General features: G+C 46.1%; 15 protein-coding genes and 1 pseudogene. 6 read left to right on the top strand and 10 right to left on the bottom strand.

The window, feature by feature from the left end:
* Positions 1-32 precede the first annotated feature (32 nt).
* Positions 33-233 carry a hypothetical protein gene (locus QT994_RS05445; protein ID WP_333172379.1) on the bottom strand — a complete coding sequence of 67 codons (201 nt, stop codon included), beginning with the start codon at positions 231-233 and terminating at the stop codon, positions 33-35.
* A 222-nt stretch (positions 234-455) separates the two neighbouring features.
* Here QT994_RS05445 and QT994_RS05450 point away from each other — a divergent pair, with 222 nt between their 5' ends.
* Positions 456-755: a hypothetical protein gene (locus tag QT994_RS05450; RefSeq protein ID WP_333172381.1), complete on the top strand. Its 300-nt coding sequence runs from the start codon at positions 456-458 to the stop codon at positions 753-755.
* 72 nt (positions 756-827) lie between these two features.
* Positions 828-2,696, top strand: coding sequence for a tetratricopeptide repeat protein (locus QT994_RS05455; RefSeq protein ID WP_333172383.1), 1,869 nt, complete (start codon positions 828-830; stop codon positions 2,694-2,696).
* Positions 2,697-2,812: 116 nt separating this feature from the next.
* Here the strand turns inward: QT994_RS05455 and QT994_RS05460 are convergent, their stop codons facing one another.
* On the bottom strand, positions 2,813-3,448 hold the full coding sequence (locus QT994_RS05460; protein ID WP_333172385.1) for a L,D-transpeptidase: 636 nt from the start codon (positions 3,446-3,448) through the stop codon (positions 2,813-2,815).
* Positions 3,449-4,121: 673 nt separating this feature from the next.
* Here QT994_RS05460 and QT994_RS05465 point away from each other — a divergent pair.
* Both QT994_RS05465 and QT994_RS05470 read left to right on the top strand, forming a co-directional pair.
* Positions 4,122-4,622 (top strand): autotransporter, encoded by a 501-nt coding sequence (locus QT994_RS05465; protein ID WP_333044855.1) that lies wholly within the window; start codon positions 4,122-4,124, stop codon positions 4,620-4,622.
* Positions 4,623-4,941: 319 nt separating this feature from the next.
* Positions 4,942-6,288: a PQQ-dependent sugar dehydrogenase gene (locus tag QT994_RS05470; protein WP_333172387.1), complete on the top strand. Its 1,347-nt coding sequence runs from the start codon at positions 4,942-4,944 to the stop codon at positions 6,286-6,288.
* A 212-nt stretch (positions 6,289-6,500) separates the two neighbouring features.
* Here QT994_RS05470 and QT994_RS05475 read toward each other — a convergent pair.
* From QT994_RS05475 to QT994_RS05490, 4 genes and pseudogenes are all read right to left on the bottom strand, one after another.
* Positions 6,501-6,947 (bottom strand): annotated as a pseudogene (locus QT994_RS05475) (DUF924 family protein); the annotation flags it as partial.
* A gap of 285 nt (positions 6,948-7,232) precedes the next feature.
* Positions 7,233-7,589, bottom strand: a complete 357-nt coding sequence (locus tag QT994_RS05480; protein ID WP_333172389.1) for a peptidoglycan-binding domain-containing protein — start codon at positions 7,587-7,589, stop codon at positions 7,233-7,235.
* Positions 7,590-7,718: 129 nt separating this feature from the next.
* A complete protein-coding gene (locus QT994_RS05485) occupies positions 7,719-8,357 on the bottom strand; it encodes a ThiF family adenylyltransferase (RefSeq protein WP_333172391.1) in 639 nt (212 codons plus the stop codon).
* A gap of 12 nt (positions 8,358-8,369) precedes the next feature.
* A complete protein-coding gene (locus QT994_RS05490; protein WP_333172393.1) occupies positions 8,370-9,215 on the bottom strand; it encodes a hypothetical protein in 846 nt (281 codons plus the stop codon).
* Positions 9,216-9,350: 135 nt separating this feature from the next.
* Between QT994_RS05490 and QT994_RS05495 the strand changes: the two genes are divergently transcribed.
* Positions 9,351-9,743 carry a DUF4189 domain-containing protein gene (locus QT994_RS05495; RefSeq protein ID WP_333172395.1) on the top strand — a complete coding sequence of 131 codons (393 nt, stop codon included), beginning with the start codon at positions 9,351-9,353 and terminating at the stop codon, positions 9,741-9,743.
* A gap of 143 nt (positions 9,744-9,886) precedes the next feature.
* Here the strand turns inward: QT994_RS05495 and QT994_RS05500 are convergent, their stop codons facing one another.
* Positions 9,887-10,228, bottom strand: a complete 342-nt coding sequence (locus QT994_RS05500) for a hypothetical protein (RefSeq protein ID WP_333044863.1) — start codon at positions 10,226-10,228, stop codon at positions 9,887-9,889.
* A gap of 461 nt (positions 10,229-10,689) precedes the next feature.
* On the opposite strand from QT994_RS05500, the gene QT994_RS05505 reads away from it, so the two are divergent.
* A complete protein-coding gene (locus tag QT994_RS05505; RefSeq protein WP_333172397.1) occupies positions 10,690-10,956 on the top strand; it encodes a DUF433 domain-containing protein in 267 nt (88 codons plus the stop codon).
* Between the two features lie 77 nt (positions 10,957-11,033).
* Here the strand turns inward: QT994_RS05505 and QT994_RS05510 are convergent, their stop codons facing one another.
* The 3 genes from QT994_RS05510 to QT994_RS05520 all read right to left on the bottom strand — a co-directional run bounded on the left by QT994_RS05510 (position 11,034) and on the right by QT994_RS05520 (position 13,537).
* The gene (locus QT994_RS05510; protein ID WP_333172399.1) at positions 11,034-11,354 is read right to left on the bottom strand and encodes a type II toxin-antitoxin system prevent-host-death family antitoxin; all 321 of its coding nucleotides are present in this window, start codon (positions 11,352-11,354) and stop codon (positions 11,034-11,036) included.
* A 70-nt stretch (positions 11,355-11,424) separates the two neighbouring features.
* Positions 11,425-12,864: a hypothetical protein gene (locus tag QT994_RS05515; RefSeq protein WP_333172401.1), complete on the bottom strand. Its 1,440-nt coding sequence runs from the start codon at positions 12,862-12,864 to the stop codon at positions 11,425-11,427.
* 211 nt (positions 12,865-13,075) lie between these two features.
* A complete protein-coding gene (locus QT994_RS05520; protein ID WP_333172403.1) occupies positions 13,076-13,537 on the bottom strand; it encodes a hypothetical protein in 462 nt (153 codons plus the stop codon).
* Between the last annotated feature and the right edge of the window lie 103 nt (positions 13,538-13,640).

Consider the following 13,640-nt stretch of genomic DNA (forward strand, 5'->3'; position numbering starts at 1 on the left):
GCTTAAATTACCTAATGTACTTTTTAATCTCTTTACCCTTCCTGCTTTTGTACCGCTAGCTGAGTAGATAAAAAAAATCCTATCTCTGGTGTCACATGAGTTAACACTTTATCTTTGACTGTTATTTCAATATCTTCTAATGTTTTCAATGATTCAGGGTCACAATCAGCATAAAGAATTGCCGAAATAGCCTCCACATATGTTTTAATTGCCTGTTTTTGTTCGGGAGTCATGATTCATTCGCCACTAATTAAGACATCATTACTATTTTCGCCTATTTTGCTCAACAATAGCTCAAAGCTACTATTCTGCTTTTTCTGAGCATTTATACTTATTGCAAAAGTGACACGCTCCCAAATAAACCACCTACTAAGTGGCGAGTTTACGAACAGATTTTGTAGATTCCTTACTACTTTGTTTTTAGTCGGTACAACAATCAACTGAGAATATTTTGCTTGATTGGTAATCGTTACCGCGAACAAGTTTTAACCGAGTCGCGCTTCTGGATACCGGAATTAGAATTAGGTATAGGTTTGTGGGAAGGTTGTTATCAAGGTTGTTCGAGGTGGTGGCTGCGCTGGTACAATGCTAGTGGAGATTGGGTTCTGACTCCAGAGGAGTTTGAAAGGCAGCGAGCCGAATTAGAAAGTCAGCGAGCCGAATTAGAAAGTCAGCGAGCTGAATTAGAAAGTCAGCGAGCAAATCGATTAGCCGATCGCCTCAGAGCAATGGGCATTAATCCAGAGGAGTTGTAAAATTAAATAGCAGCATGAAATGGTGCAAGCTGCAAGCGCTGTCGATAAAAATTTATTAACTAAAAATAACTTATGCCTGAATCTACTTCATTGCGCGATCGCTACCTAGCCCTAATCGACAAAATTGTCGAAATCACCCTCAAAGGTCAAATTCGCTCCAAAGAACAAGTTTATCAAATGCTGGTGCAAGACATTAGCACTGGTACGGGCGAAATCTTTGAACGCTGTTTCGGTGAACGCCTCGATGCCACTGAAAATCAACTCAGAAATGAAAAAGACGAAATCAAACAAGCAAAGGCAAATCGCACCCTCAGAGCTCTCAAAACGATCCAAGGAGAATGGGAACGCTGGCAGAAAGATAACCGCGTCGATCGCGCAATTGCATCCTCAATCCAACAAATCGTTACTGCCGAATCTAACGCCCGCCTTCTGGCATTATTGCAAGTAATCGATCCGAATAAAGAACATCCGCTGACTCTCGCTCAATTGCAGCAATTGGCAAAATCTCTGCACCAACAAATGCTGCAAACTGCCAATCCTGAAACCGAACAAGATTTGCAGCAAATAACCGCCGGCATCGCTAAAGGTTTAGAATCTTGGCAGCGTTTGGAACCGGAACTTGTGGGCTGGATTTATCAGCCGCAGCAGCTAGGATTTGCCGGTAGTCCGGAACAAAATGGGCCTTGGGCTTTTTGGGCAAAAAAAGTTAACAGTCCCTTTCCCCAAGCTCTTTTGAATACTATTGCGCTCGGTGAATCGGTAGTTCAATTCGCAGCCAAGCAATCGAATTTAGAGTTAGGCGGATTGGTGGAATTAGCGATTATCTTGCAGTGCTTGCAGCGGGCGTTGGCGGCATGGTTTGATAAGCAAGTTTATGATTCCAAAGTGTCAACAAAAGCTTCAATTTCTACTTACATTACTTTTGCGGTCATTTGGAGTCAGCTAGCGAGTGGATTTAATAATTCTACCAAGAGCGGCGAGCAGTTGGCAAATGCTTGTTTTCAAGTAACTTTGCAAATTTTGCGGGCTTTTTCTCAGCGGGAATACTTTCCCCTTTACGGGGGAATTTTTGCTTCGTTTGATGGTAAAGCCCTGCGACATACTTTGGATTATTTAGATGAACCGCTGCGGCGAGTTGAAGGCACTCAAGCGAAAGCTCGGATTCTGACGCTTTTGGGTTATTCGATGCAGGCGGCTGGGGCCTATGAGCGATCGATCTTGCTGCACAAGCAAGCGCTGGAAATTGCCCGTACCGAAGGAGACAAAGCTTGCGAAGTTGCCAATCTCAATCACATCAGCCGCAACTATGTTGCTCAAAAAAATTATCAGGAAGCGATTAATTACAGCCAGCGGGCTTTAATTATGGCACGACAAGCGGGAGAGCGACAAGGCGAGGCAAATGCTCTGGCTAATTTGGGTTATAGTGAAGTGTTTCAAGCGCGGCAGTTGGAGGATGTGGAACCGGAGGTTTATGAGAGTGCGATCGGTTATTTGGAACAAGGTTTGTTGCTATCGGAAAAATTGGGCGATCGCCAAAGTCAAGCTTTTTGTTCCAGCAGTCTCGGTATTGCTAAAATTGCCCTGGAAAATGCTGAAGCTGCGATCGAATATTTGCTCAAAGGTTGGCAAGCGGCTCAATTCTCAGGGGATTTATATTTGCAAGGTCTGAATTTGGCTTACTTGGCTCAAGCTTATTACAGAATCAACTCACTCGAAAAAGCGATATTTGCGGGTAGCTTGGGGATGTATACTTTGGAGCAAATTGGAGCGATTGAGTGGCGTCAATCGGCTGGTTTGTTGACAATTTTGCATGGTCAAATGGGGGCGGAATCTTTTAAACAATCTTTGGCGAAAAGTCGCGCGAATATCATTCCGGCGATCGGTGTTGATGGCTACGATTACATCCCGGAGTTGCTGGAAAAATATCAGCAATCTATTTAAGATTGCATTCATTGCCCGCACGGGGGTGAGAAACCGGGTTTCTTGGGAAAATCGACTGGATTTCTGGTTGATTTTGTGAAAAAACCCGGTTTCTTTGCCCTTCAACCTGGCAATAATCAATGCTCAACTATCACCGGTGTGCCAACTGCGACTTTCTCAAATAAAGCCTGGGCGTCTTTATCAAACATTCTGACGCAGCCGTGAGAAGCCGCCCCCCCGATCGACTCGGGATTCGGAGTACCATGAAAACCAATCACATTCTTGCCATCCGTCCAAAACCCCATCCACCTACTCCCTAATGGATTGTCTGGCCCAGCAGGAATAAGTTCTCCTGTCCAAGGATTTTGCCAAACTGGATCTTTGATCATTTGAATAACTTTAAAATTGCCTGTAGGAGTTTCCCACCCGCCTTTTCCCACAGCAACCGGAAAACTGGCTTGCACCTTATTTTGTCGGTAAACATAGACGCGACGTTCTCGCAATTTCAGCACTAAACGCACTTCCTCCATAGGATTTACCGCAGGCGTTGGTTCCTGGGGAATATACCGAAATGGTTCTCCCAAAGGCGGCAGTTCTGGGGCTGGGAGATTCGGCAATTTTGTCTCGGATGTGGGCTGCTGTGCTGCGATCGCATTATTACTTGAATTAGCCACCACTTGGGCAGTCGCCTGCTGCTGTATGCCGACCGACAGCGCCGCTGCACTCAAGCTCAGTACAATTAACTTGTTAAACAAAAATTTGCTGTTCACCATTGTTTTGTTCGCTAAAATCCTCACCAGCAGTTCCTACAAAGTTCCTATCTAATTATCCGCCAACCGCACCCGATTATAAAAATTTTGAGATGGCTTTTTGACGGCAACTGCGCTGCAGCGTTTTTAGTTGAAATTTCACCACTGATAACTTGTAACTCAACGCAAAGCTTAGACAATAATACTACGAAAAAAACAAGGTTTTTATAAGTGGCTCAGTAAAGTTACGCACTAGAATGTCGTGATAAAAATCGGTTTATGCGTAAATCTTGCCAGAAAATGATTAAATTTTACCTCCGACTAATTGGATTTTTTAGCCATGGCCGACTGAGGATCGAGTATTCAAACTATGGCGCTGCTTTATCCGGCAAGCACAATCTGTCTTTGGGTAGAGTTGCCCCCAGCAACAGTTAGGTTGGCGGAAAAAAACTGCTACGGTCGATCGAATAAACTCAATATATCACGGCAACACTCTAGAGATGCAAACCGCTGAACTTGTTGTAAATCGGGAACTTATGATGTAAAATTTAGTCTTTCAATACTTGTTCGATAATCTTTTTTTGAGATTGTCATAAATTTCCTACTCTGGGGATTAAACTGGATTAGGTATAGAGGTTGGGACTTTCGCGCAGCGGAAGCAAACCCGACCCTGAATAGCAGTTAATGTGAGGTTTCAATGCGTCTTCAGAACATCAAATTATTGACAGGTGCAACACTGTCGGTGCTAATTTCGGCGGTCTCAGTACATCCTGCGATGGCTAACCCTGCAACTCAAATAGCCCAAACGCAGACCACCACAACAGCCAACTCTCGAACCATTGTCGGTTTTGTCAAAAGTATTGTCGGCGACGTAGTAACTATTCGCGAAGAAAACGCGCCGTACAGGACTCTCAGGATTCAAAGATGCGTCCTGAGAATTATTGGCTTAGTACCGGGAATGAAAGTCAGAGCCACAGTTGCCGGATCTCAGATACAAAATATCGCGGTGATCCCCGATTATAAGGTGGTAGCCACAACGGTTGCTCGTCCCGCAACCCCAGCACCGGCACCGCGTCCGGCCCCCGAACCGCCACCGCGTCCGGCTCCTGTACCGCGTTCGGCTCCGGCTCCGATTCCGGCTCCCCGTCCGATTCCGGCTCCGGCTCCCCGTCCGGCTCCTGTTAGAGGACTTTGGTAGAGCTAGGTTCTACCATTTTCGATTTTCGATTTGCGATTTTCGATTGAAGATTGGCAATGACAATCAAGCAATTTGGTTCCGGACCCGCGGATTCATTCGTGGGGTCGCTTTCTTCAATCTAAAATCTAAAATCTAAAATCTAAAATCTAAAATCGATTGACTGATGAAGCTCAAGGTTTGGATCACGGGCCTACAGTTGCATTTTTTTTTGCAACTGGTATGAGTAAGGGGAATTAAGCCACCGCGTGCGCGGTGGCTTCGCTGTTTAATAGCAGTTAGAATAATAGAATTGTCCAGCAATTGTTGAGAAATCGCTGCTATGTATTACCTGCGTTTCTTGCTGCTAATTCTGCTGTTGCCCGTGATTGCGTGCGATCGAGCTACAGATGCGATCGCCCCTGCTGTTGGCGGCAACGGCCCCCTGTCGCAAATTCCCTCCCGTGCACCGCTGACAAATGTTGGCACAAATCAAATTGTACCGACCAAACCGCTGTCGCCGCAGCCAATCCGCATTGTTGCAACTTCTTTGCCGCACCCAGGAGCCAGCGAAAGCGCCTCAAAACCTCCTCAAGTAATACCGATTCCTGCATCGCCAGTGCTGCGAGTGCCTCCTGGCTTTGTCGTCAACGTTTTTGCTGACAATTTAGACGCTCCCCGATGGCTGGCTTTGACGCCGACAGGCGATGTTTTGGTAACAGAAACCCGGCAGAATCGGATTACGCTGTTGCGGGATGCCAACCGCGACGGGGTTGCTGAGGTTCGCAAGACTTTTGCAAGTACCCAAAACGGGTTAAATATTCCCTTTGGCATGGCTTTTGCCGATCGCTATTTTTTCCTCGGAAATACCGATGAAGTCCGCCGCTTTCCCTACACACAAGGGCAGGAACAATTGACTGGTACTGGTCAAAAAATTGCCGATTTACCGGGCGGCGGCTACAACCAACACTGGACGCGAAATGTTGTCGTTTCCCCCGACAAGAGCAAGCTTTTCGTATCAGTTGGATCGCAGTCTAATGCCGATGTCGAACCGCTGCCGAGGGCGTCTGTTCAAGTAATGAATTTGGAGGGCAAGAACCAGCAAATTTTTGCTTCCGGTTTGCGAAACCCGGTGGGATTGGATTTTCACCCAACAACCAACCAACTCTACGCAACAGTCAACGAACGCGACGGTTTGGGAGATGATTTGGTGCCGGATTACTTCACAAGAATTCGTCAAGGCGAGTTTTACGGCTGGCCTTACGCTTATTTTAAGCCGAATTTGCTCGACCCGCGCCACTCCAGAAATGGCAATAGCGATCGACCTGATTTAGCTGCTAAAACATTAATGCCAGACGTGCTGTTTCAGGCGCATTCGGCGGCTTTGGGGCTTCAATTTTACGACGGCAAAACGTTTCCCAAAAGATTCCTTAACGGGGCGTTTGTGGCGTTTCGCGGCAGTTGGAACCGGAACGCTGGAACTGGTTATAAAATCGTGTTTGTACCTTTTAATGCGGCGAACGGGCGCCCTCAAGGTTATTATGAGGATTTTCTGACTGGTTTTCTCACAGATCCGTCGGGCCCTAAAACTTGGGGGAGGCCAGTTGGTTTGCTGGTTTTACCTGACGGGAGTTTGCTGTTTACTGAGGAAGCGAATAACCGGATTTATCGAGTGCAGTATCGCGGCTGACGATTGGGCGATCGATAAATTCTTCACCCTCGTATACTTTTTGTTGAATCAAGAATTTATCTTCTTTTCTAATTTCACTATTCAATTTTGATAGTCCCTGCGTTGCGGCGGGTTTTGTAGAGAGATTGTCTGCTGTTGGTTCTGATTGCTGGCTAAAACCGCCTCTACAAGCCTCGAATATATCAGAACGATCGAGGTTTTGCGATCGCGCTTTAAAATCCAGAACCGGGTTGTCTCAGAAACTCTGCTTCTTCGGGGGTTGTTTCGCGACCTAGAATTTCATTGCGGTGGGGAAATCTCCCAAAACGCTGGATTATTTCCAAATGCTGCATCGCGTATTCCATGAATGAATCGCTGTCAGGTTCGCCGCTGAGTTGGCTAAATAGTTCGACAGATTTTTGCTGGTTTTCTAAGTTTTCGCTGTGTTGAAAAGGCAGATAAACAAATAATTTTTGTACAGTCAGCAATTCGCGATCGAAGTTATGATTAACAGCGTATTCGGCGGTGGCTAAAGCTTTGCTGTCTGTGGCGAATGCTTGGGGCGTTCCGCGAAACATATTACGCGGAAATTGATCGAGCAGTATAATTAATGCTAGGCAGTTGTCGGGGGAATCTTGCCATGAGTCGAGTTGATCGGAGGCGGCTAGTTCGTAGTGCGGGAGAAAGCGCGATCCTCTTCGAGGGCTTCGCTAACGCACTTCTGCATCAAAATCCGCTTCTTTTTCAAACCATTTCTTGTGGACTTTGCCAAACTCAGGAGAGTGCGCTCGACCAAACCAAAAATCTAAAACTTCATTCATTAGCAATCTAGATATGCGATTGATTGTTGATTAAAGCTTCTGTGTCTGTAGTTGCACAAAATGCGCTATCTGTCCAACTACAAACCGCAGCGATTAATGATTAGCAATGATGACTTAGGAACCTTTGTTGTCCGGTGCTTCAAGTTACGAACTAGCAAACAGTCTGTCCCAAGTTTTGCCTCCCACAACTCCGTCTACAGGAATATGAGCTTGCCGCTGAAATCTTTTCACTGCATTTTCGGTTGTCGGACCGAAAACGCCATCAATTACGATCGGGTGTGGGGACAAGCCCCGCGCGTTCAACAACTTTTGCAGTTTCTTCACATCGTGCCCTTTCGAGCCGCATTGTAAAATCCTTTTATGGTGTCTCACTGCTGGTCGATGGCAATCATTCGTGTGGCAAACTGCGGAACCCGCTGCATAGTTTGCTCTACTTGTGCCCGTCAAAACTAATAGGGCGAGAACTGCTAGTAAATAATAAAAAGTCTGTGATCCGGCCATACTTTCCCTGTTAATTTTTCAAGCGTTTTTTGCAAGTTGGACGATTGTTTGAGGGTGAGAAACCGGGTTTATAGGATGGGGGCATCCAGTCTTGATTGACCGGGTTTCTGGCAACAGTCAACCGACATTCTACAATATAAGTGGCTTTACTGCAAAATCTCCGATCGTGCAAGTTAAATTTTGTTGCTCTTTGGTAGCAGCAAAGGTAACAATAACTTCGCAGGCAACTGCAACTGTCAGGATTACCAAGTTTCGCGCCAGTGGGTAATCGCAAACGTCATCATTCGCCGCTGAAGGAACCCGATAGTGTTCGTTCCAAATTATTTCGGAGTAATCGGCAGCTAATCCGACGTGCACGCAGGGAAGGGAGGCACTCGAACAGTAATCTTTGACTGCTTGCCGCCCGACACTGTTATCAAAAGTATCGATGACTGTGGCGCTGTTGGCCAGCAGCCGATCGGCATTTGCGGATGTCAATTCTTTTGAGTGCGCGTCAATGCTGACTCCCAAAGCGCGATAGAGGTTGTTGGCGAGAATTTTGGCTTTGAATGCGCCGATGTCCGATCGATAATAGGGTTGAGTGGAAAGGTTGCGTTCCTCGATGCGATCGCGATCGATGACTTTTAACTGACAAAAGCCCGATCGCGCCAGACTTTCTGTAATATTCGCACCCAAAGCGCCCGCCCCGCACACCGTTACCGGGAAATTTTTGATCTGCGACATCACTGTGGCACTTCTGTAAAGTTGTTCGTGAAAAAATATACTCATGGTAATCAAGAATTAGCGATTTTCTACGACTCCAACCAATGAATGCAAGTCGAAGTCTTTGTCCAATCCGCTGAGACAAATCCCCGCACTCATAACTGTCAAGTCATTTTTGGCGATCGCAGAAGTGTGATATTCACCCGTTCCGCTAGTCCATTCAACCAGCCAATAATTTTCGCGATCGAAAAAATCCCGCAATTCACCGCCGCCCATTTTCAACGCTCGCTGCAAGCGCTTTTCTTCCCGCACTTTTGGATCGAAATCTTTAATATTTCGGGACACCAATTCGTAAACTGTTCGCATTTCCGGCGTCATCCCTTTAAAGCGAACTTCTTGAGGCAAAATCAACTTTTTTAAAGCTGCTTTCAACTTCTCAGACGGCAACGGATCGGCGCGCCTGTCAATCTCTTCAAACCACAAACAATGACCGTCCCAGCGCGCAACAATCGGCTCAAACTGCGAACCTTCTGTTACTAAATGCACCGGTACTGGTTTCGCAACACCCGTGCGCTGTTTAGCATCAGATTCGTTAACAGGATAAGCCAGCCACGTTTGCCCTTGCAGCACGTAAGCCAAGTGCAAGCGAACGGGGAGGAGGAGTTGCAAATACTCGGCCACTTGCGGCAAACTCGGCTCCTCAATTACCGCAGCAATTTTTTCATTTACTGGCGCAAAAATACCCCAGCCTTCAAAGTTGCGTGGCTGCGGTTGAAAATTATAAATCAATGAGCTAACTCTTATCCGCACGCTTCCCCCGCGCACGCAGGGAGCCAGGAATTGGGTATCGAGTAGGTGCGCTTCTTGGGCAGCGAGTGTGCTGAGAATTTGGCGGATATCTGCCACTGAATTGACCTCCATCATCTTACTTTTTGTTACCGAAGACACTTTTAATTTAAGAAACCATAAAGATTCGTCAACACTATTGACAGGAGTTAATCTCCTAATCTAATATTGAGCGAACCTCGCAAGTTAACCTTGTAAATATCTTAAGTAAATATGCTGCAAAAGCTTTTTTCTAAGTTGGTTGTAGTCACAGCTTTGACACTTCCTCTTTTTGGCTCAGTCCAGGTAGCTAAAGCTCAGGACAGCTATGGAGCTACTGCTTATTCTCCGACTTCTGACGCCACTGGTATTAGTTGGGATCATGCGACCGAAAAAGAAGCACTAAACGCAGCAGTAGCCGTCTGCAATGAACAAAGCGGAGGTGCGAACGACTGCGAACCCCTGACATCTAATAGTAATAATTGTGGAGCGATCGCAGTAGGCAAAGGAGGAGCAGGTGCGGGATGGGGCGGCGATAAAGCAGCAGCAGAAGCTCAAGCTCTGGCCGGTTGCAGCGAATTAGATGGCGGCAACTGTAAAGTCCAGCTTTCAGCTTGTAACAACTAATTAAACTGATAAAAATTGCTGGAAGAGGTGTATATGTTGGCTGCTAAAACAGCTTAAAAAATAGTAAATGTATGGTGTGCAATGCACACCATACCAAATACAACTCAGCTAAAATTAGGGTACGGAAGGCACACCCTACGCAGTTAATCTCCTACTTCCGAAGTAACGGCATCGGGTGGCAGCAAACTTTCTAATCTATCTTTAGACCAATATTCAGTAGGGTAAGCGAGTGCAATAATATCAGAGAGTCGAATCAGCCACGTAACTTGTCCGTAAGCATCGATATTTTCCGCCTGTTCGTTAGGGGGAACTATCACCAAAAGTTCCACAAACTCCCCGAACAAATTAATCGGGATGCCGCCGAAACTGCTATTATTTGTTTTAATCCAAACTTTGCTGCCTCGATCGAGAGCTTCTTGGAGTCGCTGGCAGAGCAAACGGGATTTTTTGACCTGGGATTTTTTGGCTTTCGACTTTTTTCCCATAGTTTTAAGAAGTTAAAGTAGTTGTATTGTGGGTTGCACAGTTCGTTGCACAGTGGGTTACACAGTTCCTTGAGATTTAGCGCGATCCTCTTCGTTGGTGTAGCCCCCGTAGGGGCGGGCTTCGCTAACGCAGTTTGGTATAGAAACGGACTGAAGCAAAAATGTCGCTCGCCCCGTCGCTATTCCATTACTCTAGTCTATAAGAAAGTGCTGTACTGCGATCGTAATAACAATTTAATCGCAAAATCGGGAAATGACACCAGTTCAATAAAAATCCGACTCTAGCCAAGCTTCAAATCCTTAATTCATAAGTGATTCCCAATCTAAAATCTAAAATCTAAAATCTAAAATGGTATTACCTGCCGTATCATGTTACACAATCAGTCAACAAGATCCGTGTTTCTACTGTGTCCCAATGCAGTATAATCGGCGGAATCTTCCCCAATCGTTTAAGTAAAACAATGGACTGGCGAAAGCTCATTCATCCAAACCCGAAAGCTTCAACAAGTCAACCAGCAGCGCCAGAAACTCGATTATCTGTAGAATTTTTGCTAGGGCTCTTTGCTGCGGGATGGACGGAACAGCAAGTGTTAGAGAAATATCCCGCACTGACTTCGGAAAAGTTGCGCGCGGCTTTGGCTGGTGCGGATTCCCAGTTAGTGTCATCCATCGCTAATCCAGAATTACTAGAAATTATCGCAGAAGAAAGAAGGAAGAAGTCGATGTGAAAATGCAATAATAGGAATCGCTTGAGGAAAGGCAGTCGGGAGTTTGGGAATAAAGGGCGATCGGATTCCTCACTCTATTACTTTACTCTCATTTGTAGGAGTTTTTCAGTATCATTCTCTTCATCAAGCCCAAATTTTTTGGAAATTTCATCGAGTGTGTGAGGTTGAATGACTCTTGATTTAGCTCGATTCAGTGCCGTTAACAAGCGAGTTGCATTAGCAGGCGACCTCAGCAAATAAAGCGTTTCTAGCAAACTTTCTAATTCGGCCTCAGAAATCAAAACCGCATTTTTGCCGTTAGGTCTAGTAATAACTATTACTTCCGCAGTTTCAACAGCGCGATCGCAGAGATTTTCTAAATTTGCTTTAGCGTCAGTGTATGTAATCTCAGTTGACATACAATTCTAACTCCCACTAACTTTGCGAGCACAGCCCGCCAGCTTAACTGACGAGCCATGCCCAATTATATCACTTATCATCCCTCACCGGGAGCGACGTGTCCAGAATTTCCATCAACAATTCCAGCCGCGAAGGACGGCTCAACATCGGCACTAAATTCGGCAAGGAGTAATAATCACCCGCAAAGGTAAAGGTTTCTACCGATACTTGTTTGTCCTTCAATTGCTTCTGGACATATTCGCACCAAGAACCAACTCGCACAATCACAACATCAGGATTTACCCCCAAACTGCGGCAGTAATTCTGATAAGCATCTGCAAAATAAGGTGCAGCGTTTTCGCCTTCATCTGTTACGATAATGAATTGCTCGACAACCTGCTTTTTAATTCGCATTGCTTCCACCGCGCAACCGCAACTTGTGCCGCCGCCGCTGCGAATGTGTTTGAAAGCGGCTTCCCAGTCTGTCAATTCGCTGCCGTTTGCTTGCACTGGATACGGCATCGTGTCAAAGGCGTAGACAAACAGTGCAGCGTCGGAAATGCCGGAAATCAAGGCAGCTAGACGCTTACCGATTTCGATCGCACTTTCCATCGAACCAGACTTGTCAATCAACAAACCCGTTGCTTTCGCAATCTTGCCGCGCTTCTTCACCTGTTCGTTTGTCACCGCTTCCAACTTCGCCGCCGTTGCTGCGTCGAAGTTCGCGCCCGGGCCCGCAACACTCGCTTTGTAAGCAGAAACCCGATCGCACTTTGCCGCTTCATCCAGCTTCGAGTCAATCAACTGCTTGACTTCCGGGTGATCCATCGCGCCGCGCGACCGAATCGATTTCAAATTGTTGATGACTTCCTGCGGCGACATCGAGTTAATCAGCGCGGCCAAAACCGTTGGCGTTAGCTGTCTGATCGCACCAACTGCGATCGTATACGGAATCTTGTACTCAACAATCAAATTCGCCTGTTCCGCAGGTGTCGCCGCCTTTGCTAACTGCTTCAAAACGAATGCCAGAGAGTCTTCCGGCGGATTGTCTTTAAACAGGATAGCATTAGCGCGATCGCTCGGCTTGACGTGCAGCGTTGCGTACAAATGCTTCATCGCCTTGCGGTTGCGGATGGCCGCGCGATCGAAAAACTGTGCATTCTTTTCCCGCGATTTCAGATAGCGAGTAACAGCAGTGCGCGCGCTGCGGGGCACCTTATTCTGGTGCCGCTTCATAAAGTCCACAATCCGCGAAACCTCGTAGGGAGGGAACTCTTGCAGGATCATAAAACCGGCATCTCGGTGTTCCGTCAGCGCCGAAGTCAGCAAATTTCCGGCAAAAACTTCCTTGTGATCGCGCACGTCGCCGTGACGTTGATACCAGACTGCTAAATGACCGTAAAATATTGGGTCTAATTCGATAATTAACTTGTGAATTTCTGCTACTTTTTCTAATTGACGGTGCGGAGTTGTGAGCAGACTGTTGAGCATTTCCAAACGCAAATCGCGCTCTGCTGTATTCATATTCATTGGTGTTACCTTCCTATTCGATTTTGGATTTTGGATTTGAGAAGTATTCAAAATCGGTGGTTGGCCGTTGTTGCACGCTAGCAAGTGAAATTTAAAAATCACCGCGCAAGTTTGGGGAGCTTTTTTTTAGTAAACCTATGGCTAAACCTAATAGGGTCTGTATGTAAGCTCTCGCGATTGGGGCGCGGCAAAAACTGCGATTTTAAATTAACTATTTCAGGGAAACTGTTTCTAATTCACTCGCTCTCAAGTCTGGTTCAACCCAGTTAATTCGAGCTTCCCAAGACATCAACCGATCGCGCGTGTAATAGCGAAATGGTAAAGTGCGATCGGCATATTTTGCAATCAAACCGTTAGCCAGATGTACGATCGAGCGATTTTGGCTTCCATCGGCGAGATACCCGCGAATAGTTCGCACCCAAAACAGAGTTAGTGTTTCGTGATACCCGCTGTTTTTTGTGGTTTCAATTCCTTGAGCCGAGTTGTAACGTTTAATGCCATTGCGAATCGCATTTATGGCTTCTTGCTCTGAGTCATAACACAGATACCAAAGGGCAACGGTTAAATGTGCTTCGTGCGTCCATTGACTTCGCGACAGGTTGCCTTCTTGGAAGGCATGAATCAGACTGTCTATCTCCTTGGGCGATCGGTAAATTGCCAGTCTTTTTCTCATGGCTCATACCCAATTTATTTTTGAGGACGGAAGTCTTCAATACTAACAGGATTACTTAATTATTATCCTGAATTAAAAACAAGAGCTTATAGCGCATAAAAAG

Source organism: Microcoleus sp. S13_B4, assembly GCF_036700885.1.
Lineage (GTDB): Bacteria > Cyanobacteriota > Cyanobacteriia > Cyanobacteriales > Microcoleaceae > Microcoleus.